Source organism: Pseudobutyrivibrio ruminis (assembly GCF_015057245.1).
GTDB lineage: Bacteria > Bacillota > Clostridia > Lachnospirales > Lachnospiraceae > Pseudobutyrivibrio > Pseudobutyrivibrio ruminis_E.
The window spans coordinates 24545-49199 of the sequence record NZ_SVET01000002.1; the positions used below are offsets into that span (position 1 = coordinate 24545).

Below are 24655 nucleotides of genomic sequence, written 5' to 3' on the forward strand. Positions count from 1 at the left end.
TATCAAGCTATCACAATAGAATCAGTTTTGCAAACGGTTGCGCACATTTTGTTAAATAGTAACAAAATTGCATGCCACTATTCGAACAATGCGTCATAATCATAGTTGCCGTAGAAGTCTTCCATGAAGTCGAAGTAGTCCTGGACGTTGTCCTCAGTGAGCTCGTCCTTGCCGGCCGCAATCATTTCCAAAATCTCTGTATTGTATTCTGGAACGAAGTGGCTCATATCCTTGAACATATCCAGATTTTCTGCAACATCTGTTTCCTGAAGGAATGAGTAAAGGTGGACATTGTCGTAGCCAAGGAGCATGCCGATTGTGTAGCGCTCAGCTGCCATGTATCGCTCCAGGTTGCCCTGCTGATTTAGGTAGTCGAAATAGTACATGCTGAATGGTGGGAAGAAAATGTAGAAATCCACATCAGGGTGCTCTTCTATCTGTCTGATGAAATTTGTATTTATGTTCTCTTCCACGATGGCCTTATCTTCGTCTGTGAACTCCAGAGTCTCTTCGCTTTTTTCCTCGCGGATGTAGCTGTCATCCAAAACATCCTTGCCGAACTCAGAGTACATGCCCCAGTTTGAATAGTCGTCAAAGGATGTGCCGGAATAGCCAGCGCGTGTAAGACGCAGGTCGTCGTAGGCATCCTGGATTGTGTATTTGTTTAAAAGATATTCCACATCATCGAATGGATCATTGTCGTAGAGATATGTTGGGTAGAGGCTTTCGTCGTAGCGCATCTGCTCCGCAGTGTTGAGAAGTCCCAGGTAATCCACGGATCTAAAAACCATTTTGATGTCGTTGCCACTTTCAAAAACTGCATCTAAAGTGTCACTGATTTCCTTGTTGGAACCGCCCAGGTATGTGAGCTTGATAGAGTTGGTCCCAAAAAGGCGGTCGATGTCGCTGGTCTTGTAGTTTGATGCCATGGATGTGCCCACAAGTACGGCATCGTATTGAAAATGCTTTGCGATACCATTATTCTGGTAGCGCTCCTTGCTAAGGATGTAGGAAATGTGCTGATTCTGTCCGTGATAGTGAAAATATGGGTCGATGTAAATAACGACGGCACTAACCGCAACAAGTCCCAATATTATTACAGCCAAATAGGCGATTATCCATTTTTTAAATTTCCCTTCCATTATTACTTCCCCTAAAAATTGAAATATAAAAATGTGCTGATTCCTGAGAATGAAAGAATACACCAAATCATCAGGCACGACATGACAAGCATGTTGATGACATTTGGCTTGAACTCCTTCATCTTTTCAAAGCCGTTCTTTGGAATCAATGCGATAAATAGCGCAACTGCAAACATGCCTACCACATCGATGTAGGCGAAGTTTTTGATTACTGGCAGCTTGTCTAGAATCAGGTGAAGCTCCCAGAATGTAAACTGAGATGTAAGCTCCGCGCCAATTGGATCAAAGTGTCCGCCGAAGGCACGGCGGATAAGCTCTGTGGCAGTGGCGATGGAATCTGCTCTGAAGAAGACCCACATGATGTTTACAAAGAAAAATGTAACGGCCCAGCCAATAATCTTTGGAACCTTGTCGAAAAACCTGCGTCCCATTCTGTGGATGATGGATGCGATGCCGTGGCCCACGCCCCAAAGGATGAAGGTGAAGCCGGCGCCGTGCCAGAATCCGCTGACAAGGAATACGATGAATATATTCACATAGGTGCGTACCTTGCCCTTGCGATTTCCACCAAGTGGGATGTAGATGTAGCGTGTCAAAAATCTGGTGAGGGTCATGTGCCATCTGTCCCAGAAATCGTCAATTGAAACAGCTTTGTATGGGCTGTTGAAATTCAGTGGCAGGTCGATGTTGAACATCTGGCCAATACCGATGGCCATGTCGCAGTAGCCACTGAAATCAAAGTAAATCTGAAGTGTGTAAGCCAGAATCACAACAATTGCCTCGGTAGAGTTGATATTTAAAATCTCGTCGTAGCCGTAGTTTACTGCGCAGCCGAGGGTGTCGGCGATTAGCACCTTTTTCGCCATACCGATGGTGAAAAGATAGATGCCGCGAGCAAAGTTTTCAGCATTGATGTGCTTTTTACTGTCGTCCATAAGCTGTGGAACCAACTCGTCGTGTGTGACGATTGGTCCAGCAATCAGCTGTGGGAAAAAGATGACATAGCAGGCATACTCCAAAAATGAGTAGCAGGCCACATCTCCCTTGTAGCTATCCACAATGAATGAAATCTGCTGAAATGTGAAAAAGCTGATGCCAAGAGGCAACACGATGTAGAGCAAATTGAACTCTGTCTTGAAGATCATGTTTACAGTGCTGATGAAGAAGTCCATGTATTTGAAATAGAAAAGGATCGCAACATTGAGGCATACACCAATAACCATAAGGACTTTTTTCTTGTCCTTATGGCTATGCATTAAGCGGTATATTAAATAATTAAAACATACACTGGAAATGATAATTATGAGATACCATGGATTGAAATATCCGTAAAACCAAAGTGACATGCCAAGCAAAAAGACATTTGCCAGCCTGTACTTCTGGAAAAATCCCAGTCCATAATAGCCTGCCAAGCAGAGTGGTAGGAAAAGTAAAACAAAAATATAAGAATTGAATAACATTATAAACCCCTAATACTACCCTTATTTCTTTTCTATAGAGATGTGCTGCACCCGAGCCTCCGGCTGATCCGGATTTTCCAGAACAATGCAAAAATCCTCTACAGTATTATTTAATTTTAAATGCCAAACCTGTTTATCCGCATCAGTGCTGACATTTTTGCTGACTATGTCGTGAGCATTTTCCTCTGAAGTGAAGCTTGCCTGCATAGTCGAAATATTCTCACCCTCGATGGTGATTGTGTATTCGCCCTTCTCAGCAATGGAATATGGACCTTTGATGAGTCCGCCTGGATAGAATGTGAATTCATCCTTTTCATCGTCCGCCATAACAAGACCATTGTTGAAAGTATCCTTGGCAGAAAGTCTACCGTCCACAATACCATCATTTATTTTCTTTGCTAAGTCAAAATCGTAGCAGTAAACAACAAGATTTGTCAATTCATATGTGAATGAAAATCCGTCAAAATCGTAAACTTCTGGAATGATGAAGCTGTCGTATGCCTGAGGTAGGTAGCCAGTCAATAGTTCCTGGGCTGCCTCGTTTTCATCTGCTGTAAAAATCAAAGCTGTCTTGCAGTGATCATCCTTGTATCTATCCCGGTCATTGTTCCACATCCAAGCGTCCAGCTTGATTCCGTGGGCATCGATTTCTCCAAACTTGATATCGCCATTTGAATAAGCTTCGAACATGTATGATGTCCAGTAGGTACCGTAGCCCTTGTGGATATCGTGGTTTTCGAGCTCAGCAACCACGCGCTGATGTGATGCAATGATATCCTTGTAGCCAACTGTGAGGCGAAGGATGAATGCTGATTCGATGATTACCGCAATTACGAAGCAAGCTGCGACAATGGCCGTAAGCTTGCTTTTGTTTTCAATCCAATAAGTCCAAATGTATCTGCTGGAAATGATGATGCAGACATAGATGGTGCTAAGGCAGTAGCGCTCCTGGCACTTGCCGAAAAGGATTACTACGGACATAAGTGCAACGTTGTGAGCAAGACCAAAGAGGCTGAAGAACTTTACAGCCTTTGATTCATGCGGCATCTTTATAAGCTGAAGCACCGGAATCACGAAGCAGATGAGTGTGCATGTAACGATGGATACTATGTTTCTAGCATTTGTAAGGCCTAGCATGCTGACGCCACCTGTGTAACCAAAACAACGATAGATGGTGATGAGCGCTGACTGGATGAGTGTTGGAAGCAAATCAAATCCTACAAAGTGAAGAGAATCGGTTCTGCCTGAATTCATCAAATGCCAGCTGCAAATCCATTTGTAAGTGACGTAGCCTGCAATGGATGGTGCGACGATGATGGCGCATGTGATAGCAAGGCGCTTTAAGGCTTCCTTGAATGATAGCTCATGACGCAAAATCCAATCAAAGAAAAGAATGCCTGCGCATGCACAAATCATTGGAAGAACCTGCTCTGCAAAATAGCGGGAGCCGCCAAGTGTCATGATGAAAATCACGATAGCGTAAGCGATAGTTTCTTTAATGGCAAGCTTTCTGTTTATTGATTCGTATATGCGATACATCAATGTAGCACCAAGTGTGATGCCTAGCATCTCGCTCATGTATGTACCTTCGGTGAGAATCATATTGCGAGATTCTGTACCAGTTAGGAACAAGATGAACAGTGGTGCAGCAATGAAAAAGAAATTGCTTTTAAACATCTTTCTGCTGCAAAATGCAATGCCTGCAAGAACAATTAGCATGAAAATAAAAGTGGCAAGCATTCTGGCAAAAATCTGATTGTGGAAAAATGGCGTGATAAATGCAGCCAGAGACGTAACTCGAAATGCGTAAATTTCCGAATTTACAAAGTTCCATGTACGAGGAAACAGGTTTTTATTTTCCACCATGGACCAGCCATAGCGATTTGCGATGGCGGTGTCGGAATGGACATAGGCCTGCCCATAAGTGAATATAAAAATAGTAACTGCAATCAGCGAAACTGCAGCACACAGAATAAATAAAATGTTTATTTTTTTGCTTTTCATATATCTCTCTATCCTCAATATTGCAATTTGTCTCATCAAAATTGCAATTTCATTCGTCCCAAATTGCAATTAATTGCAATTTCTGGTTAAGCCCTTATAATGGTGTAAAATTGAAAATCAACTAAAAAGAGCCATGTGCTCTGCCTTTAGGTATAATGTAATTGCTACAAAACATAATACTAAGGAGGCTCACACAAATGGCTCAACTCAATATTACATTAAATCAAGAAGAAATCCTACAATTACTTTCAGCAGATCGGGATGAAGCATTTAAGTCTTTGCTTCAAAATAGTCTTAATTCTATCTTAAAGGCTGAATCAACCGCCCAGCTAAAGGCTGAACCCTACGAAAGAACTGAGGCTCGCGAAGGAAGCCGAAACGGTTTCCGTGAGCGTCAATTAAGTACTCGCATAGGCACAATCACTTTATCTGTTCCAAAGCATAGAGATGGTGAACCATTCTCTACGCTGATTTTTGATAATTATTCGCGAAGCGAAGCTGCGCTAATCGCTTGCATGGCTGAAATGGTTGTTGAAGGTGTATCAACAAGAAAAGTATCAAATGTAATTGAAACACTTTGTGGTACATCATACTCAAAATCTACTGTTTCAGAAGCTTGCAAGGAACTCGATAAAGCGGTTGATGAATTTCGTAATCGCAAACTCGATGATAGCTATCCATTCCTTACCGTTGATGCAACATATTTCAAAGCCAGGGAAAATCATAGAGTTATTTCCAAAGCATTCATGGTTGCTTATGGCACTAATAGTACTGGGCTACGCGAAATAATAGGTTTCGGTGTTTATAAATGTGAATCATTTGAAACCTGGAAAGCTTTCCTTCAGAGCCTTAAAGATCGAGGCCTGAAAGATGTATTGATGATTACATCAGATGCTCATGAGGGCTTAAAGCAAGCATTAAATAAAGTCTTTCCTGATTCGCCATGGCAAAGGTGTCAGTTTCACTTTGCTAAAAATATTTCTGAACAAGCTCCTAAAAAATATCAGGCCGGTTTACGTTCAGAGTTAAATCAAATGTTCAACTGTGAGACAATCGAAGATGCCCGTCGTAAGCGCGATGAAATAATCGCTGATTACCAAGATATAGCTGAAGCATCAATGAAGTGTCTTGATGAAGGCTTTGAAAGTGCCATGACAGTAATGACTTTGCCTAAGCGACTTCGTCTTTATTTCAGGACTTCAAATCATCTTGAGCGTATTAACAAAGAGTTGAAGCGCCGATCAAAAGTAATTGGAGTCTTTCCAAACGAAGACTCAATCATTAGATTAATGGGCTCAGTTCTAATTGAACTTAATGATTTAAGATCATCTCATCAATCAATTTTTACTAGCAAAGGCTATCAAAAACTTTTGAATTCTGACACTCCTAAAAAGCTAGTAAATATAGCAATAGAACAAAGAAATATGTTGGCTGCTTAATAAAAAGTTCTATAGACATCTTTAATCAGTTATAGGGATAGTATGCGCTCTTTTAGCTGCTAGACAATAATATAACTGGCATAAAGGATGTCACTTTATATTCATCAGCAACTACATCATCTTCCTAAAGGAATTTACACCTAAATTTGGACTTTACTCAATTTCTTATTGAAGTATAGCAAAAAATTGCAATTTCGTTAACCGAAATTGCAATTTATCCTTAGTCATCTATTATATTACACCCAGAGACTCAATATACTTTTTTACACCCTTGTCGGTGTTTAACTTATATTTACTATCTACTTTTTCAAAATAATCTTTTATAGATTCGTGAGTGATTTGTTCTTCGCATCTTTCATCTAGTGCATATCCCTTGTGCGCATCTATCCATGGTGATTCAGCATGTGTCAGTTCTTTTAGTGTAAATCCATTGAAAATAGCAAAATGTTTCAGAACATAATCAACTAGATTTCTGTGTTTTTCATCAAGAATTTCAGATGTATCACTTTTATCTATAACTATTTGGCCACTTCCAAAAACCTTATATTTCTCATAAATATCTCTATATACTGGGCCCAGCTTCCACGCCTCACATCTATTGTTAAAAAGCTGCTCACCAAGGAGCACTTGGCCAAAGGCCTCAATGTAATATAGGATTTTCTGTAAAGATAGATTTGTTATCTCATAACTAGAATTTAAGATATAAACTGCATATCTTTCGATTGATGAATTATATTCATTAATTGATTTATAGTACTCAAGCTTTTCCTTTATTTTTTCAAGTCCTTTTGGAGTAAGCTTTTCTTTATTCAATTCATAATAATATAGCATTACTCGATAGTCTCGATTTGCTTTTCTTAATAAATCTGAGTACTCTCGGTTAGGCAATTGACCATCAAGATATTTTTCTATAGTATGCTCGCCAAATCCAAGTAATTTAGATAAAGGGCGTTTTTCTATGTTATATTTATCAATTATTTCTTTTATTTCTTCAATCTGTATATAGTCATTTTCTTTTCTAAATATATATTCAAATGATGCTTCGTTCTCATCCTCCATACCAGGAACCATTACTTCGCATCCACATTTCTTACAATAAGCCACGCGCTTATTAAACTCATAATCCTTCCCATTAACTCTTCGAATTTCACGTTCCGTCTTAACATAAAACTCCTGTAAGCCTCTACAATTGGCGCACAGGACTTTGTCATAACGTTCTCCCCCACGTGTTTTCGTACTCATATTAAAATCCTCATTATTCAAATTTATCTATTCTAACTCTAATTAATAGTGAAAGATATTCACTAATTGACATCATTTTTATATTAGTATTCTTTTTCATGAAATGAAATAATAAATAACAGGTTATTGCTTTTCTTATCCCATGAAACTTTGATGTATAAATCTACATCTGTTTCTGAAGCATCTTCAACGTATCTAGGTATCAATTTAACTGTCTTTTCAAAAAAATATACTAGTGAATCATAATCCGGATTATCACTAGGCTCCCATCTTTTATAATCATTAATTGTTAATGACTTAAGAATTTCTCTACGTTTTGCTGAATTGATAACGTAATCTTTAAACAGTTTTTCATTCTTATCTCTTGGAATAACTGTATAATTAATTCCTTCACAGCCCGATGAAATACAATTAACTAATCTATTAACTATATCACTCGGGCTATATCCATTAGGATCTCTCATCATATCTTCCATAACGATACGCCTCCACTTTTATGTAAGACCATAATATCAAAAGAGTACACTTATGTCAATAAGTGTACTCTTTCCTTTTCAATATTAAATTCTCATGGCTGCATAGCCTACAGTCATTATGTACATGAAGATCATTATCAGGCCTTCGCGCCTTGATATTTTCTGCTCTGTGAATGCGTAGCCCCAGGAGACTATGGTTATTACAAGTAGAATCAGAATGTCATATACTGAGGCGACATTGACAGCTACTGGTGAAATAATCGCTGAGACTCCGAGGATGAATAGCAAGTTGAAAAAATTTGAGCCGAGGACATTTCCCAGGGCGATACCTAGCTGGCCTTTTCGGGTGGCGATGATGGAAGTGACCAGCTCAGGGAGGGATGTTCCGATGGCTACAATTGTTAGGCCTACTAAGGTTTCTGACATGCCAGCCTGAAGAGCTAGCGTCTTGGCGCTGTATACTACAAGCTTGCCTCCGGCGATTATCATGATAAGGCCTGCGATTATAAATACTGCACACTGCTTGTTGGAGTATGTTTTGACACCGGTCATATCCTCCAAAGCACTATTCTTTTCTTTCATAAATATCCAGGCGACGTATAGGATGTATGAAAGTAAAAGCCCAGCTCCGCCAAGGCCTGAAATAGTTGCAACATTTTCTGTTACAACCTGGCCAGTAGATTTAAAATTGCTGATTATCGATAGGCCTCCAATAGCTACAAACAGTGCAAGCGTTGACACTGCTGCAATAGTAAAATCTCTTTTTATGATTCCTTTCTCTACCACCAGTGGGGACATTACAGCGCAGATGCCAAGGATTACAAGCATGTTGAACATATTGGAGCCTATGATATTGCTCAGTGCTATCTCGCTAGAGTGCTCCGCCGCAGCTGTGACACTTACTGCTAGCTCTGGAGCACTGGTTCCACAAGCCACAATTGTAAGGCCTATAATCAAACCTGATACTTTAAAATTCTTCGCCAGTGCTGCGCTGCCATCTACAAATTTGTTGGCGCCGAACACAAGTAGTGCGAATCCTACTAATAAAATTAAAATTGTAATTATCATCATGCTGGCATTATAGAATGACAAACTAAAGTTTATGTAAGATGTCTAAAATCAATACCACTTTACATAGCTTATACCTGACAAGTTCATATTAGAACTGTACCTATTAATGCAAAAACTAGGAGGTTTTTATGAATGAGGAATTAACTTGCCCACAAAAAATATTAAGATTTGTTCCTATGGTTGCTTTGCCGCTGATTGTAGGAGGGATCAGCGCATTACTTACAGGAAATGCCATGGATTCGTATCAAGTGATGATACAACCGCCTCTTGCGCCCCCTGCCTGGCTATTTCCAATAGCATGGACAATTCTTTATATACTGATGGGGCTCGGGAGCTATTTTTTGTTGCTTGCACCTGCAGATACTACAGAAAAGAAAAGCGCCAAGTGCATTGCCATGATAGTTTACTTTATCCAGCTCTGCTTCAACTTTGTATGGTCGCTGATATTTTTCAACGCAGCGCAGTATACACTAGCATTCATATGGCTGATGATTCTTTGGGTGATGATTATCGTGATGATATGGAAAACTTCTAAAGTATGTTGGAAAGCCACATTGATGTTTCTCCCTTATCTACTGTGGTGCACCTTTGCAGCTTATCTTAATCTGATGATTGCAATACTAAACTAAAGAAAAGTGGGAGCCTTTTGGCTCCCACGTCCTTGTTACATCAACACAGTAACCTTAGTTCCTACGCCCAGTTCACTTTCGATTTGGATTTTGGCGTCGTGGATTTCCACGATGTGCTTTACGATGGCAAGGCCAAGGCCTGTGCCGCCGGAGGCTTTGGAGCGGCTTTTGTCGACGCGGTAGAATCGTTCGAAAACGCGGTCTAGGTCGCCAGCAGGGATGCCGATGCCGTCATCTTCTACGATGAGCTTTTTGTAGCCGTATTCTTCCAATACTGAGACCGCCACATGTCCACCATCATTGCCGTAGCGGATGGAGTTTTGCACAAGGTTGTCGATTAGCTCGCGGATAAGATCTGGGCGGCATCGTACCGTGGTGGCGCCGCCAGATAAAGTGATATCGATATTTCGCTGGCTAGCCGCCATAGCTAAGGAATCAAGCTCTTCGCTAGCAAGCTGATACAAATCCACCGTTTCAAACTGCTCATCATTGTCGTCACTATCCAGCTCGGAAAGCTTGATGATGTCCTCTATCAGCGCCAACAAGCGATTTGCATTCTTGTCTATCTCGTCAGCAAAGTGCTTTCTCTTTTCTGCAGGTGTATCATCTGAGCCTAGTAGCTGGGCGTAGCCAGAGATGGCAGTAAGTGGAGTCTTTAGCTCATGGCTGACATTGGCTGAAAAATCCTGGCGCACCTTTGCGGCCGCCAACACTTCCTCATGCTGCTTGCGGATTTTGCTGATGAAGGGATAAAGCTCAGGATATGGCGAGTCTACAAAATCATCGTTGAGCTTGACAGCTACATCCTCGATTGGCTTCATTAGCTGACGTGTAAGGATTCGGGAAGCCAGCACGCATACAAATGATATAAGCAAAATCAGGCCGAGGCAAAGTGGCAAGCCGCTGGCAAACACCACCCACACCGCGTCCACTTCCTGGGCGATGCGAAGGATTCGACCGTCGTTTAGGCGAAGGGCATAGTAATAGTCCTTTAAGCCCATGGTGTCGGACTGCCTTTCAATCTCTCCGGAACCAATCTCCATGGCGCTGACAATCTCCGGCCTGTTGGCATGATTATCCATCTGCTCCGCATTTACGGTATTGTCAAAAAGCACTGTACCGTCAACATCTATCAAGGTAACACGCAGATTTGCGTCCATCAGCTTTGGATTGTCCTCCAAAGCTGCCACATCTGCGGTGTCAAAAAATTCTGTATCTTTAAAAATCTGAGCAGTGACCTGCATATCCTGGTGAACCTGCCGCTCGAACAAAGCGTAATAGGCCAAGGTCACGCAGAGGGATGTGCAAAGCACCGTGGCGATAATCAGCGCCAAAAATCTAAGGTAAATTTTCTGTGCCATGATACCTCCCTATCAATCAATGACGTATCCAACGTTTCGTACTGTGCGAATCAGGCTGCCGCAGCTGCCAAGCTTGGTTCTGAGAGTTTTGATGTGCATGTCCAGGGTGCGGGATTCCAGCTCGTAATCTATGCCCCAGATTTTGTCCATTATCTGAGTACGTTTCAAGACGATACCACGGTTCAACGCCAAATATTTCAGTAGCTCGTACTCTTTGTATGTGAGCTCGATAGTCTGGCCAGCCACAGTCACCTGGTGCCTCTGGTCATTTATGGTAAGGTCTTCGATGGTAATGATTTCCTGAGAAGCCTCCATAGTGCGGCGAAGAAGAGCCTTCACCCGAGATGTGAGCTCCATCACCGAAAATGGCTTTTTGATGTAGTCGTCGGCTCCAGTTTCCAGGCCGCGAACCAAATCGATTTCGCCAGTTTTTGCGGTGACCATAATCACCGGAATGGCGGCAGTAATTTCGCTGGAGCGAAGCTGCCTTACTATTTCAAACCCGTTTTCATCAGGAAGCATGATGTCCAGCAGGACAAGGTCGGGCAGATTATGTTCCAAAATATCAAAAAAGTCTGCCCCATTGGCAAAGCTTTCTACATCGTAGCCAGCGTTTGTCAGAGCAAACTCCTCTATCTCTCTAATATTTTCATCATCTTCAACAATGTAAACAAGAGCCATAGTGACCTCCTTCATATGTACATAAACAATCAATCTATGTGATACTATAGTATGATTATCTAAATTTTATGTAAAGAGGAATAACCATTGCTCACACGATCATCGGGGACCGTATATTCCGCCAGGCGCACCAGATGCTTCGAGAATGGATAAATTATAATGGTGCTTCCTACATTGAAAACTGAATGAATAACCGCAATGGCCACCGGGCCAACAGCCGCCGTTAAGAATTCAAAATTAAAAATCATGTTTAATCCATAAAAAGCTAACGTAAATACGGTAACACCGACTACATTGAAGTATAGGTGAATCATGGATGCGCGCCTTGCATTTTTGCTAGCTCCCACTGAGGATAGCAACGCTGTAGAGCATGTTCCGATATTCTGCCCCAGGATGATAGGAAAGGCTGCGCCAAAGCTGACTGCTCCAGTCAATGAAAGAGCCTGCAGTATTCCCACCGATGCCGATGAGCTTTGGATGATGGCCGTAAATACCATACCCACAATAATTCCAAAGAATGGATTGGAAACTGCTACCAGCATATTTTCAAAAAATGGGCTGTGTGCAAGTGGCTCCATAGAAGCGCTCATTGCGTCCATTCCAAATATCAACACCGAAAAACCAATTAGCAGATGTGCAATGTTGGTCTGCTTCGCATTTTCCTTTGCCTTCATGTAAAGCACAACGCCAATCATAGCAAGTATAGGCGCAAAAGATGTAGGCTTTAGCATTTTGATGAGCACCGCATCGCTTTCGATTCCCACCATGGATAACATCCAGGATGTGACTGTGGTGCCGATATTGGCGCCCATGATTACGCCAACCGCCTGACGCAAGCTCATGATTCCCGAATTCACAAAGCTTATAACCATTACTGTGGTGGCCGATGATGACTGAATCACCGCAGTGACGCCAGCGCCTAACAGCACACCATAAATAGTTTTGTTGGTAAGACGCTCCAGTATCTGAGCCATCTTCCCCGAAGCTAGCGCCTGTAGGCCATCACCCATGAGCTTCATGCCGTACAGAAAGAGGGCCAGCCCACCCAGCAGCTTCAGAATCATAAAAATGTCCATTTCATGCCTCCTTAATACAAGAAATTTTCCAAATGTTTGCACTTGTATTATGGAGGGGAAATGTAAAGGGTGGGTAAAGTGGGGAATTCAATAAAAATGCCACTTTATTCTCTTGCCTTTCCTGCTTTTCCCACGTAGGCAAGTCTCACTCCAGATAACATTTTATCTGCCACATCTTCAATTGCCATTTTTTCAAAAGTGTTCTGTACTAGGTTATCCTCCAGCGAAAGTACTACGATAGATGGAGCCATTGTTTTTCTTAGCACCTCAATCAGAGCTTCCTTATCAGTTATATTGCCTTGCTCCACCATATAATTGACAAATGTGAAAAAGGAAACAGCCTTTATTGATACTGTCATTTCATCAAAGCTAGTTTTGCTTACCTTATTCAATCTATCAATTGCTGGCAAATCGTGTGAACAAAAGAATACTGCATTTCTGTTTGAATCTTTTATTAGCTCCATTATAAAAAACAATGACACCGCCACCAATTCTTCTGCAAGACTATCCTTATCACTTTTTCTTTCTTTTATGGAGCCTATCAAATTAACTATAAAACTGGTATCTCGATTGTTCTTTACACGACCATCGTATATAGCCTCCTGCAGCGCATCACCACTATTAGCCATAACAGAAAATAGTTTGCTTAGATTTGCTTTGTTTTCGATTAATCTATTGGTAAGTAGAGCATTCCACTCTACTTTAGTTTTTCCCAAATAATTATTAATGTTTTCACAGACCAACTCTTCATCAATGACAACAAGTGTGAATCCATTTGTATTCATACTTTCAAATAGTTCTAGATTTTTGCTTTGTAGTTTGGACTCTCTTGAATCTTTTAATTCATATAACACCAGTCCTGTTAAAACAAATACAATATGCCATTCATCGCGTCCTTGAGCCATAGTTTCGAAAGCTTTATATATATCAAATTTCTCTGCAAGAGTAATCAGCCTTGTTATGAAACATGTATCTAAAAAGCAAATATTATTTGCCCTCAATATTTTTTTGTAGCACTCTTCTTGATTAACAACAAAAAATCCAGGCAACGAATTTTTTATTCCATTGATAGCCTCATTAATCAATCTGCTGCACCTCCACGACTTCTTGATATGCAGCCTTTAGGCCATTCAAGCGATATTCTAGATCATCTTTTGTTATCCAACCAAGTTTTAATGAATGCTCACCTTCCTGCTTCGCCTCTTCATATAGCATCTGAAAATCATCAATATATGATGGTTCCATTTGAACGCTAACTGGGATACGAGTAGATACAAGACGAAAGATTGTACCAATTTCCTTCTCTTTATTATGTTTTAATAAGAAATCCATCTTCTTGACATCTTTTATATCAAATAATCCACATTCGTAACATCTAATTAAAACTGACATGTACGTAGTTTTGTAATTATTTACAAGAGTTAGAACTGTCAGCAAATCATTTGCATATTCATGAATTCTCGTAATATCATCTGAATTCATCCCTGTCACAAGTTTACTTGTTACAATGAAGTCTTCCTTGGGCATCAAAATTGAGCCTGAAAAGGCATTAGCTTTCTTCTCAATTGGATTGTCTTCATAGTTTTCCATATAAACTTCTGCACTATTATATTCTTCGTTCCTCTGAATCAATGTATGATATAGTTCGTGTCCAAGTGCAAAATTATTATTAGCACAGCTTTTAGAAGTATTGAGAACAACATACTTTGCATTATTTAATTTGAGTAAAAATGCTCCAATTTCTTTATTCTTCAATGGCAATCTAATCAATTTATATCCTGCATTTTCAAATAGTACTCTAGAGATGGTCTGTATATCTGATAACACTACAGCAGAATTTCTCCCCATCATTTCGTAAAACAAATTACAATCCATTTGTATTTCTCTGGCATTCTCCTCATTAAATTTAATAATATTTAATAACTGCTCTCTCTCCATATTTTCATACTCCTATATATTAAAAGTGCTCCACTCTATTTATGAGTGGAGCCACTTAAAAGTTTTTTGTTGTCAATGCATCATAAAATCTGAACATTTCTATCAATTTATCCGCTGTCTTTTTATCGTCCGAGCTCAAATGTCCCGCAAAAAATGATATTGAACCATGTGCTTTATTCTTCACACGCATCTGTTCTTTATCTCCCAAGAAGAATATAACATCCTGTCCGAGAGCCTTGGCTAGTTGCTCCATATCATCATACTTAATATCCGTTTCACCATTTAACAATCTACTTATTCTGCTTTTTTCCCAACCAGTCATCAATTCGACATAGCTTTGTTTAATGCCTCGCTCTTTTAAGTATAAACGAACATTTTCTATATAATTTCCCATTTTATTACACCTCTAATTTCCGTCACAATATAAATATATACTACATCGCAGATTAATTAGCAAGCGCAATTCCCATTTTTTGCATTTTTTCTTCCTCTTATATGTAAATAATACTATTTTTTACTAATTTAGACAATAATATTCTCAGTTTTTGCAGTTTTAAGAGTCATCTTTAATTAATACCTGTATAGAGGGTCAATTGAAAATATAAACTTTTTATCTCCCACAGCACTTCTTATACTTTTTTCCAGAACCACATGGGCATGGATCATTTGGATAAACTTTCTTGCCCAATTCTACAGGAATACCCATGGCAGATAATTGAGGTTGAAGCTCCCCAAGTATAGATGCTGCCTTAGAACTACCAGGAACAATTGTTGGAATTCCTGTGAAGTTATTCGAATGAAGCTCCACCGGTTTGTGACCACGATTTTCGATGAGGCGAGTGTTGTTGTGGGCATCCATTAGGAGATTCATAAATTCACCTATCTGGTCTTCCCCATCAAAAACTTCATCATGCTCATTTAAATCTTTTATAATCTCGCTTGGGCTGTCTCCATTGTAGCTATTCATCCATACATTAAGGCACCATGTTGTAGCTAACTCATTTTCCATATGTAGTTTCTTCATGAAAAATGTGTGCAGCTTCTTATATGCCAGTGAACTAGATTCATAGCAATCGTGTGTGATTTCCTCTATTTGAGCAGCAGATGGAATATAGAAATCCTTGCCAACCTGGCTACGTAGCAGAGGATAGACTTCTCCACTTTCAAATATATCAAAATGTACTAGTAGCCCATACTCTGTATGTAAATACTTATCTATTCCAGCTTCATTATCCTGCAATTCATCTTCCTGAAAAACAGTGCAGCCTCGGATATCCAGTGGAATCTCTAAGATAATTCCGAGCATGTCCTTTATGCTATCTTTCACTTTGAGATGATATAGTTTATAGATTACCTCCAGCGGTGCCACACCATAGTACTCTCTGAAGAATCGAAGGCACTTTATGAACCAGCCCTTTTTCTTTCGCTCTGAAAGGAAATTTTCATCTTCAACTTTGGCATATACTTCCTTGATTTCATCATAGATTACAAGATTGTCTGTCTCTTCCTCGAACTCTCCAAGGAAGTACATATACAGCTGAAAGCTGTCCATAATTCTATCAATCCCTGTATCCTGAGACGATTTGATTGCCTTTTTAAGCAATGCTAATTCTGAATCGGTGAGACAAGCCAAACGTGGACGCATTATTTCTGGATTGCTCATCCCAGCAACCAGTTTATCAATCATCTCTGCCTTCTTAAGCCTAGAACTAAGTTTGATTTTGAAATTGTCTGCCAGCACTAACAAATCATCTTTGGTGTATTCGTTTAGACGTGATTCTAGTTTCATTGGTTCTCCCTTTTGTATTTATTTAAAAGTCGCTCCTATACAAAAGAGCCAGCTGCATAAATAACAGCTAGCCCCTTTAAAAAGACAAATTTTAATTTCCTAAATTATAGTTTAAATTCAATATGTTTGCAATAGCGTCCTGAAGAACTCTGGAGTAATTTAGTCGACATCTACCATTGTTTGCAAACCATCGGAATAGTCAAAAATATCATTATTTTTTTTGGCTTTTTTTACAGCCTCTTTATATGTAGAAGCTTCAGGTAAATTGTTTTCCTGCCCCATGCAAGCTAAGCCAATATAATCTCTAGCCATTTCTATAGCGTCTGCTAAATCTGCCCCCTCAGTGTAGCCATCTAAATCAGGAATATAAACCAAAAAATCATCGCCAGATTGTTTAATTAATACCGGATATGCAACCTTCATAATAGCCCCTTTCCACTCTTCCCCTACATCTCTTCCTCAAAATCCTTCTCATAAAACAGATACTTACGGCAAGCCAACAGAATCGCAATACAAACTATACGTATCAATGTTTCTAACGGAGCTTCGTGGCCAACCACTAGTCCCCTGGCGATGGCAAATATCAAGACTTAGACTATGGTGTTCATGGAATGCTTTATAAGCATCCTGATAAACTCGATAACAATCACTGCATTAAATGCTGTGACTAAAATATCTTCGATATATTCATCAAATGCCAGCTCAGTCAGGGACACCACATGTATTCCCAATTGGATGCAGCTGTACGCAACACCCACTAACAATATGGCTGCCACTATCTTTTCTAGGAAGCTTGGCATTTTTAGGATGAAACCATGTGCTTTTTCTATGATAGATTTTTTCATGTTGATTCTTTTACCTTTGCTCTATTTTCTCAAAGTCTGCCTTAGGGTGTTTGCAGATAGGGCAGATGAAATCGTCTGGTAGTTCCTCTCCAACCCACTCGTATCCACAAATGCGGCAACGCCAGATTGTCTCTCCTTTTGGAGTGGTTCCAACTGCCTCAGGCTTTGGTTTAATGTTGCTTTGATAATATTCATATGTTGCAGACGCTGCATTCGAAAGAACTTCCATAGCTACTGGCTCGCAGATAAATAGAGTATGAGACCCCAGGTCTACAGTCTTTTCTACCTTCAGTGAAAAGTACGCGTTGGTTCCTGCTGTAATATATGGAATGCCATTTTCTGAGGTCTGGTAATTCGCGATTGGATAGGCAGCAAACTTATCTACATCTCTACCGGATTGGAAGCCGAAATGCTTGAATAAATCAAAGGTAGCATCCTGGCTAATGACTGAGATATTGCACTGGCCTGTGGCTTTCACCATATCGTGAGTATAGTTTGCCTTGTTGATAGCTACTGAAATACGGTTTGGCTCTGATGCAATTTGAATAGCTGTGTTGACAATACAGCCATTGATCTTGTCGCCTTGTACTGCCGTACACACAAACAGCCCATAAGATAATTTGTACATTGCCTTTGTGTTCATTTCACTCATACACTGCCTCCTTTTACATTAAAGAATATGTAATTAATATAGTTATCTAGTGTAAAGTTGATGTAATAATAAACCCTAATTCTCCCACAACACATTCTCACCATGTCTCAGCGGATATGTACTCAGCTTTGTTCCATCCAAATCCGCTTTATGCATATCCACTGCAGTAATCTGGTGGTTTTCATATGTGTTGTAATAATAGATTCCCTTATCCAAATTACAGCAAGATGTGTAGATGGTGATTTCATACGCATCATCACCTAGGTGTACGCATCCTCTCTGCTGGTCCACTGAACCAAGGATATGAAAGAATTGGCTTACACTTTCCAGCTCTGATTCACCTGATACAGAATTCATTCGAGTGAAAGCCGCTTTTACAAAGCGAGATGTGGATGATAAATCCCCAGGCAAGCCAATGGCTCCCATGCCACGGCTATACTGTTGCAAGGATAAGTTTTTAGCAAAAGTATTTTGAGCCGGCTCAGTAGAAAGAGACATGTATTTGTTCAGCTCAAATAACTGAATATCAAAGGTAGGATTGTTAGTCATTACACCAACAGGATTATCGTAAATGCGAAGTCCCTCTTTAGTTTGTTCCACTACTATAGACTCTGTTTTATCAGATATCATCCAGTGAAGTGGCGATAGAGGAAGCTGTTCGCTAAAGTTCTCATTAATGAGATTGATTCTTTCAAGTAACGCTCTAGCTTCATTCACAGAAGCACACTGCCCCAATATCCATGGAATAAACTCGAATGGAGCAACGTTATCTTTATCAGGATTCATTTCCTTGTAGTCTGCATTGCCAGGGAAGTTCAGCCCAGCCATACCAACACCTTTTTCATTGATAGCATCATAGAAAAGAGGATAGTCGTCCACCACAAATGCCATTCCTATTAGCGCATAATGGCTATCCAAATCATTCTGATGCCTAATAGGGAACCTGTAGTTCCTAGGCATGATGGTTACTGTCTCGTGATATGAAAACTCCAAATCAAGGTTTCTACCAAAGTAATGATCTTTGCTATAGTATGTTGCTGCAGTACACATAATAACCTCCCCAAATATTGTTATTCTATCTCTACCTAGGTGCCTTCCACTGGCTCACCACCCCATCCGGTGTGCCCATGAACTCTTCCATGGTGGCAGATGTTTCAGAGCTGATTCCATCACGTTTCACAACAGCCTTTACTGTGTCTACGATGATTTGGCAATCCAGCGCAAATGAAATGTTGCGGGCGTACCAAACGTCCATAGCGAATTTGTCTTCCCAACTAACTGAGTTGCGGCCGTGGGCCTGAGCGTAGCCAGTGAGGCCCGGACGGACGTCGTGACGGTGACGCTGTTCTTCGTTGTAACGTGGAAGATATTTTACAAGAAGTGGGCGAGGGCCGATAAGGGCCATATCTCCTACTAGGATGTTGAAAAGCTCTGGAAGCTCATCAAGCGATGTGCCTCGCAAGAAACGGCCATATTTGTTCAAGCGAACATCATCCGGTAATAGATTGCCATCGGCATCCTTACGGTTATCCATGGTTCTAAATTTCACCAGCTTGAATACTTTTTCGTGCCAACCAGGACGCGCCTGTGTGAAAAATGGATTGCCTCCCATAAAAATAGCACCAAGTATGATTAGAACAAGCAATAATGGAGATAGCACCACAATTCCCACTAACGCTAAAATAAAATCAATTAATCTTTTTACAAATTTCTCGTACATAATTTTCATTCCCTTACAAAAATAAAATAGACAGCCCAAATGGACTGTCTAAAGTATATCATATTATTCAGCGAGTTCACCCTGCTTTTTGATTACTACGCTATCATACATCATCATTACGACGCCTTCTTCGTATTCGCCGATGATGGATTTATTTTCATTGCCTTTAAGGTTATTATCGATAAGTTTGATGAAGTCCACTCCTGCACCATATGCATGAAGATATGCTCCACCAAAACGTGGGTTTACTTCTGATAGATAGTACTGACCATCTCTATAGAAGAAGTCAGCATCGAGTGGTCCATTAAACTTGAATAAAGGCAAAGCTTTCTGGATAAAATCAAATAGCTTGTCATCCTTAAATGAAATTGTCTTATTTGCTCCGCCGATTGTTGTAGAAATCTTTTTCTTAGAGAAGATAGCTACTGGAAGATGAGTCTTTGTATCTACATATACATCTGCATCCAAGTCGAGGCAATCCATCATTTCCTGCGCAATAAGTGTTGGCTCTTGCTCAAATGCTGAACATAATGTTTCCTTATCGAAAACCTTTCTTGCTCCGACGCTACCGCTTCCGCATCTAGGCTTTACAAATACAGGGAATGATACTTCACCAGCTTCAACAGCTGCCATTGTTTCTTCGTATGTTCCCCATGTCATTGGTGTATTGATTCCATTCTTCTTTAAGAACTTGAACATCTCATACTTATCAAAGCAAAGCTTTGCTGTCTCCAAATATGGAGCTAAAACCTCTACCCCAAGAGCCTCAAACTTTTCACGATTCTCAGCCAATATCATGATTTCTGGATCGATAAAAGTTGTAACCGCGTTAATCTGTTCCTTCTTGCAAATATCAAGCAATGTATCGATATATGTTGGATCATCGATTCTAGGTACAAGATATGTTTTGTCTGCAAAATACAAAGCAGGTGCGTAAGTACTATTGTCCGTTGCAATAATTCTTGATCCTTCTTCCATTGAAGCTCTGAAATCTTTCATGAGCTCTCCACGTCTACCAACACTACACATTAAATAATTCATTTTTATTACCTCGAATTCACTAATTATATGTTTAAATATTTTATTGTGTCTGCCACAACTGCCTTTTTCTCAAAGATGCGAATCATTCTTTCGCGGCCCTTCAAACCCATTTCACGTCTTTCCTCTGTAGACAGCTGTAAAAACTGTTTCATGACTTGATATACGCTTTCAGGATTCTTGCATTCTACCAGATAGCCTGTGACACCGTCTTCTACTGCTTCCAAACATCCATGGATGTTTGATGTGATAACCGGTCTGCCTGATGATGCTGACTCTAGATTGGTATTGGCCATTCCTTCATGCCAAGATGGCAAAACAAAGCAGCTACTTTCTGCAATGAATGGACGCACATCAAGCTGATAACCATGATAATGTAGCCAACCTTCAGCCTCGTATGCATCAATCATGTCCTTGTATGATTCCTCATATCCACCAAGCACATGAAGCTCAACCTTTTCTCCGTCTGCAATCAATCGCTTCATGGAATCCAGAAGCTCATCAATACCTTTTTCCTTCATGATACGACCGATGAAAAGAAACTTAGTAACATCATTTTCAGGATAATCCTGTAAAGCAAAGTATTCTGTGTTTACTCCTGCTCCACTAAGAACATGGGTCTTTTCCATATCTACGATTTTATTATCGATGAAGATGTCTCTGTTACCAACATTTTCAAAGAATACAATCTTAGCTTTTTTACAAGCAATGCTATAAAGAGCTGTGGCAATCTTCTTTACCATGCCATCATTCTGGAACGCTGTTCCTAGGCCAGTGATATTGATAGCATATGGTACCTTGCAGAGTCTGCAGGCCATACCACCATAAACGTTTGGCTTGATAGTGTAAGTGATCACCAAATCTGGCTTTTCACTTTTTACAATTGATATGCACTTCATAAGAAGCTTTAAATCCTTAAAAGGATTGAGCCCGCGTCGGTCAACCGGCAACTCTCTCAAATCCACACCTAATGCTTTCAAATCCTCAATGTTTGTATCAAAAGGTGTATATGCTATTACATCATTATTTTTTGCTATTAATTCAGAGATAAGGTTATTTCTAAAATCGTATAGCCCACCTGAATTGTTTGCAAGTATTATTATTTTTCCCATTTATTTTTCCTATATCTACAGACAATCAAAAACTCTACAGAAGCCCGCCTGTAGAGTTTTCATAACAATATTTGTATTATATAACAATTAGTTTGATTGTGGTAGTGCATATATCTTTATAGCTCTAAAAATAAGCCACCTATATCGAATTAAAATTTTGTAAAACATATTGATTTTCTCTTGACTTATGTGTAATATGACACATATTAAATTTTAGGAGGTATTATATCTTATGTCAAATATTATCGACATCATTAGCAACATTGATCCCACTAACATTTTTACAATTATGCCATTTGTAATAATCGCATTAACACTTAGTCCTCGTTTACTGTATATGTTTAAACCCAGCTGGGAAGTAATTATACTAGGTAAAAAAGCACAAAACACCCAGTATATTGCAACTGTTATTTTTTTGTATCTTGTTATGCTGTTATATAATTTTTCGCCTATTTTCATAGCAGATAGCAATTATATCAAGTTTTTAGCAGGTGCTATATTAATCTTATTTATACTATTACTCATCTCGTTATCTTTCTGCTTTTACTTTATGCGCAAAGGTTTAGAGCCACAAAATAAATTTACTATATTTTTTGTCAAAAAATACCCACTTTTTTTATTCCTTATTGCTTTCCTTCTTTGCACTGTTGCTATAAGTCAATTAGATGAAACCAACACAAATGGCTTCCTTTACACCATCATCTTATTAGTATCTCTTGCAGAATTATTTTTTACGTGCTTAATATTAGAAGTTTATATGCCATCAAAAAGTCATGTTAAAATACACTACTATGTTGACCCCAAGAGTATCCCAGAAGAAGGCCTATATATTCTTTCCTCTGAACACGATGAGTTGTTATTATGTGGAAATAATCCATCTCATATAGATGCTACAGAAATATATTTCATTAAAAAAGCGGACATCATTGATAACCCTGAACATTATTCATTAGAGAAATGTTAAAAATCACAAATACAAAAGGTAGCAATCTATGCTACCTTTATTTAAAGTAATCCATATATATTTCATCCATCATCTCAATAAACTTCCCCCACGGTGGATTAGTCATTTTTTCTCGCTTTGTCAGGTAATATTGATATTTATATAAATTCCTTAATCCATCGCTTTCGTAGCCCTTTTTATAAAGTACATATATTATCTCATACATTTGGATTACTGACATGTCGTCAAGTCCTGTTCCTAATTTATTCGCATTCTTTATTAATCTAATTGGCAAAGCGTCATTTGCACCAAAATATGTAAACCCTTTTACAGCCATATATGAGAGGCTAAAGACCTCCCCTCTATCACTACTACAATCCATAAAAGAATCATATTTTGAATATATCGATAATCGATTCTTCATATCTTCCATAAGAAGTACTTCCTGCTCGGATAAGTCATTATCACTACATACAATAAGATTTCTGCATTTTACTTTTTCATCCGTAAATGCCCTAACTTTTTCATTGATTAACTCTTCGTCAACAGATTCATGTATATATAGCTTATCAAAAAGATTAAAAATCGGATTTAGCCATACTTTTTTAAACGATTCAAACGTATATGTCCTGCACCCTAATTTACTTCTATCTGGTGGTATAAAAAAATTAGCATCAAGAAATAAATCCATGTTAGCATTTTGAATAATATCTATCAAAGCTGAATTTTCGCATTCTATATCAACTTTCAATCTCTTCCTCCCCCGGCGCAATGAATTCTAAAAAATCTTCATCGTCCACATCGTTCCAATCAAGTAAATCAAATCCGTAGTCTTCTGGTTTTTTACCAAAAAGCTCTAATGTTTCTACAAATTCATCATCATCTATTATTCCATCCTCATAATTCTGAATTAGATATTCTATTCCTCTATTTGATATTCCTATAGTCTCAGTTCTTCTATTTAAAATATTTGCAACATCCTCATTCAAGGCTTTTAAAATAGTATAATAAATACCATCTTCAGATCTTGCATCAATTGAGTACAGCCATTCATAATCTTCATGTGAAATATATTTTTCCTCTTTTAATCTTTTTACGATTGACTTATACGGAATCCAGTAATCACATTGGATAGATGCAATAAATCTTAACATTCTAGTCTGAGGAACACCTCTTAATTTATCAGTTCCAAACTCTGATACAACTAAATGTTTCAATTCCTCTTCAGGTAATAGTAATTCCGCCGCAAATCGATCCGCACATCGTTCTACTCTTTCATCTTCTTTATCTGATTCAAACGAATACGCCAATCCAGTCTTAGTCTCTATGTGGTACAACTCATGTGCTAAAGCAAATAATTGTTCATCATAAGCTATCGACGTATTTAATCCAATATAAGTATATTCTTCAGTACCAACTGTAATTATAGTTAAATAGGCATATGTTTTATTTTTTTCTATATCATTAAAGGGATATTCACAAATAAGAATATCCCTTCGTTCTAAAATTCTTCTTATATCGCTAGCTACAGATGTTGAAACCACACCAAAGCTCATTCTTACTTGCTTTGCTAAACTTTTTATAGCATCTAATTCTGCCAGTGTTAACTCTATATCTTTCTTACTCATTTTTCATTGCCTTTCTCAAAACAATTTGCTGCTTTGAGGCCATCATCATCTCTAACAGTTTATCAATTGCATTTTCTCTAACCCAATTTTCTGAATCTCTTCTAAAAGCGGTTCTAACATTAGGTGTGCTTTCTTCAAACAATTCTGTAACATCAAACTCTAATGCTTCTGCCAAATTCTGTAATTGAATTATTGAAGGTAATACTTCACTCTTTTCTATTCGTCCAATTATTTGTCTATTTATTCCCGTTTTCTGTCCTAGTTGTTCTTGAGTAAGTCGCTTTGCTTTTCTTTGCGAACTAATCTTATCCGCTATCATTTTCTTCGATAATAATTTCATGAAATGTTCCTCGCTTCCCCCATAGCTTTTAAATGATACTAAATATATCGTAACATTTCAATATTTATT

The 24655-nt window shown here is 39.0% G+C and carries 26 protein-coding genes; 3 read left to right on the plus strand and 23 right to left on the minus strand.

The window, feature by feature from the left end:
* Positions 1-77: 77 nt before the first annotated feature.
* The 3 genes from E7274_RS02180 to E7274_RS02190 are packed head-to-tail and all read right to left on the minus strand — an operon-like array spanning position 78 to position 4606.
* Entirely contained in the window at positions 78-1142 is a 1065-nt protein-coding gene (locus E7274_RS02180) for a hypothetical protein (RefSeq protein ID WP_304173352.1), read from the minus strand.
* An 11-nt stretch (positions 1143-1153) separates the two neighbouring features.
* Positions 1154-2602 carry an MBOAT family O-acyltransferase gene (locus E7274_RS02185; RefSeq protein ID WP_304173353.1) on the minus strand — a complete coding sequence of 483 codons (1449 nt, stop codon included), beginning with the start codon at positions 2600-2602 and terminating at the stop codon, positions 1154-1156.
* A 21-nt stretch (positions 2603-2623) separates the two neighbouring features.
* Positions 2624-4606 carry a hypothetical protein gene (locus E7274_RS02190; protein WP_304173355.1) on the minus strand — a complete coding sequence of 661 codons (1983 nt, stop codon included), beginning with the start codon at positions 4604-4606 and terminating at the stop codon, positions 2624-2626.
* 197 nt (positions 4607-4803) lie between these two features.
* Between E7274_RS02190 and E7274_RS02195 the strand changes: the two genes are divergently transcribed.
* Entirely contained in the window at positions 4804-6045 is a 1242-nt protein-coding gene (locus E7274_RS02195) for an IS256 family transposase (protein WP_304173357.1), read from the plus strand.
* A gap of 231 nt (positions 6046-6276) precedes the next feature.
* On the opposite strand, the gene E7274_RS02200 is transcribed toward E7274_RS02195, so the two are convergent.
* From E7274_RS02200 to E7274_RS02210, 3 genes are all read right to left on the minus strand, one after another.
* Positions 6277-7287 carry a type II toxin-antitoxin system antitoxin SocA domain-containing protein gene (locus tag E7274_RS02200; RefSeq protein ID WP_304173359.1) on the minus strand — a complete coding sequence of 337 codons (1011 nt, stop codon included), beginning with the start codon at positions 7285-7287 and terminating at the stop codon, positions 6277-6279.
* 83 nt (positions 7288-7370) lie between these two features.
* A complete protein-coding gene (locus E7274_RS02205; RefSeq protein WP_090477698.1) occupies positions 7371-7763 on the minus strand; it encodes a hypothetical protein in 393 nt (130 codons plus the stop codon).
* An 84-nt stretch (positions 7764-7847) separates the two neighbouring features.
* On the minus strand, positions 7848-8834 hold the full coding sequence (locus E7274_RS02210) for a calcium/sodium antiporter (RefSeq protein WP_304173361.1): 987 nt from the start codon (positions 8832-8834) through the stop codon (positions 7848-7850).
* 128 nt (positions 8835-8962) lie between these two features.
* On the opposite strand from E7274_RS02210, the gene E7274_RS02215 reads away from it, so the two are divergent.
* Complete coding sequence (locus tag E7274_RS02215; protein WP_304173363.1) at positions 8963-9463, plus strand: TspO/MBR family protein; 501 nt, start codon at positions 8963-8965, stop codon at positions 9461-9463.
* Positions 9464-9498: 35 nt separating this feature from the next.
* Here E7274_RS02215 and E7274_RS02220 read toward each other — a convergent pair whose 3' ends face one another.
* The 14 genes from E7274_RS02220 to E7274_RS02285 all read right to left on the minus strand — a co-directional run bounded on the left by E7274_RS02220 (position 9499) and on the right by E7274_RS02285 (position 21675).
* On the minus strand, positions 9499-10824 hold the full coding sequence (locus E7274_RS02220; protein WP_304173365.1) for a sensor histidine kinase: 1326 nt from the start codon (positions 10822-10824) through the stop codon (positions 9499-9501).
* Between the two features lie 12 nt (positions 10825-10836).
* On the minus strand, positions 10837-11505 hold the full coding sequence (locus E7274_RS02225; RefSeq protein ID WP_304173367.1) for a response regulator transcription factor: 669 nt from the start codon (positions 11503-11505) through the stop codon (positions 10837-10839).
* Between the two features lie 59 nt (positions 11506-11564).
* A complete protein-coding gene (locus E7274_RS02230; RefSeq protein ID WP_330598803.1) occupies positions 11565-12581 on the minus strand; it encodes a Na/Pi cotransporter family protein in 1017 nt (338 codons plus the stop codon).
* A 104-nt stretch (positions 12582-12685) separates the two neighbouring features.
* Positions 12686-13666 (minus strand): hypothetical protein, encoded by a 981-nt coding sequence (locus E7274_RS02235; RefSeq protein WP_304173369.1) that lies wholly within the window; start codon positions 13664-13666, stop codon positions 12686-12688.
* Entirely contained in the window at positions 13659-14519 is an 861-nt protein-coding gene (locus E7274_RS02240; protein WP_304173371.1) for an ImmA/IrrE family metallo-endopeptidase, read from the minus strand. Before E7274_RS02240 ends, E7274_RS02235 begins: the two co-directional genes overlap by 8 nt.
* A gap of 55 nt (positions 14520-14574) precedes the next feature.
* Positions 14575-14913 carry a helix-turn-helix domain-containing protein gene (locus tag E7274_RS02245; RefSeq protein WP_304173372.1) on the minus strand — a complete coding sequence of 113 codons (339 nt, stop codon included), beginning with the start codon at positions 14911-14913 and terminating at the stop codon, positions 14575-14577.
* A gap of 216 nt (positions 14914-15129) precedes the next feature.
* On the minus strand, positions 15130-16308 hold the full coding sequence (locus E7274_RS02250) for a YecA family protein (protein ID WP_304173374.1): 1179 nt from the start codon (positions 16306-16308) through the stop codon (positions 15130-15132).
* 159 nt (positions 16309-16467) lie between these two features.
* Positions 16468-16731 (minus strand): hypothetical protein, encoded by a 264-nt coding sequence (locus E7274_RS02255; RefSeq protein WP_304173375.1) that lies wholly within the window; start codon positions 16729-16731, stop codon positions 16468-16470.
* A gap of 167 nt (positions 16732-16898) precedes the next feature.
* Positions 16899-17153: a hypothetical protein gene (locus tag E7274_RS02260; RefSeq protein WP_304173377.1), complete on the minus strand. Its 255-nt coding sequence runs from the start codon at positions 17151-17153 to the stop codon at positions 16899-16901.
* A 10-nt stretch (positions 17154-17163) separates the two neighbouring features.
* Positions 17164-17796, minus strand: coding sequence for a flavin reductase (locus tag E7274_RS02265; RefSeq protein ID WP_304173836.1), 633 nt, complete (start codon positions 17794-17796; stop codon positions 17164-17166).
* A gap of 84 nt (positions 17797-17880) precedes the next feature.
* A complete protein-coding gene (gene bsh, locus E7274_RS02270) occupies positions 17881-18855 on the minus strand; it encodes a choloylglycine hydrolase (protein WP_304173379.1) in 975 nt (324 codons plus the stop codon).
* A 31-nt stretch (positions 18856-18886) separates the two neighbouring features.
* Positions 18887-19525, minus strand: a complete 639-nt coding sequence (locus E7274_RS02275) for a sugar transferase (RefSeq protein ID WP_304173381.1) — start codon at positions 19523-19525, stop codon at positions 18887-18889.
* A 63-nt stretch (positions 19526-19588) separates the two neighbouring features.
* A complete protein-coding gene (locus E7274_RS02280; RefSeq protein WP_304173383.1) occupies positions 19589-20566 on the minus strand; it encodes an ATP-grasp domain-containing protein in 978 nt (325 codons plus the stop codon).
* A gap of 23 nt (positions 20567-20589) precedes the next feature.
* Complete coding sequence (locus E7274_RS02285) at positions 20590-21675, minus strand: glycosyltransferase family 4 protein (protein ID WP_304173385.1); 1086 nt, start codon at positions 21673-21675, stop codon at positions 20590-20592.
* Positions 21676-21907: 232 nt separating this feature from the next.
* On the opposite strand from E7274_RS02285, the gene E7274_RS02290 reads away from it, so the two are divergent.
* Positions 21908-22639: a hypothetical protein gene (locus E7274_RS02290; RefSeq protein ID WP_304173387.1), complete on the plus strand. Its 732-nt coding sequence runs from the start codon at positions 21908-21910 to the stop codon at positions 22637-22639.
* A gap of 37 nt (positions 22640-22676) precedes the next feature.
* Here the strand turns inward: E7274_RS02290 and E7274_RS02295 are convergent, their stop codons facing one another.
* The 3 genes from E7274_RS02295 to E7274_RS02305 are packed head-to-tail and all read right to left on the minus strand — an operon-like array spanning position 22677 to position 24586.
* Entirely contained in the window at positions 22677-23369 is a 693-nt protein-coding gene (locus tag E7274_RS02295; RefSeq protein ID WP_304173388.1) for a hypothetical protein, read from the minus strand.
* Positions 23359-24246, minus strand: coding sequence for an ImmA/IrrE family metallo-endopeptidase (locus E7274_RS02300; RefSeq protein ID WP_304173390.1), 888 nt, complete (start codon positions 24244-24246; stop codon positions 23359-23361). Before E7274_RS02300 ends, E7274_RS02295 begins: the two co-directional genes overlap by 11 nt.
* Complete coding sequence (locus E7274_RS02305) at positions 24239-24586, minus strand: helix-turn-helix domain-containing protein (protein WP_304173391.1); 348 nt, start codon at positions 24584-24586, stop codon at positions 24239-24241. Before E7274_RS02305 ends, E7274_RS02300 begins: the two co-directional genes overlap by 8 nt.
* Between the last annotated feature and the right edge of the window lie 69 nt (positions 24587-24655).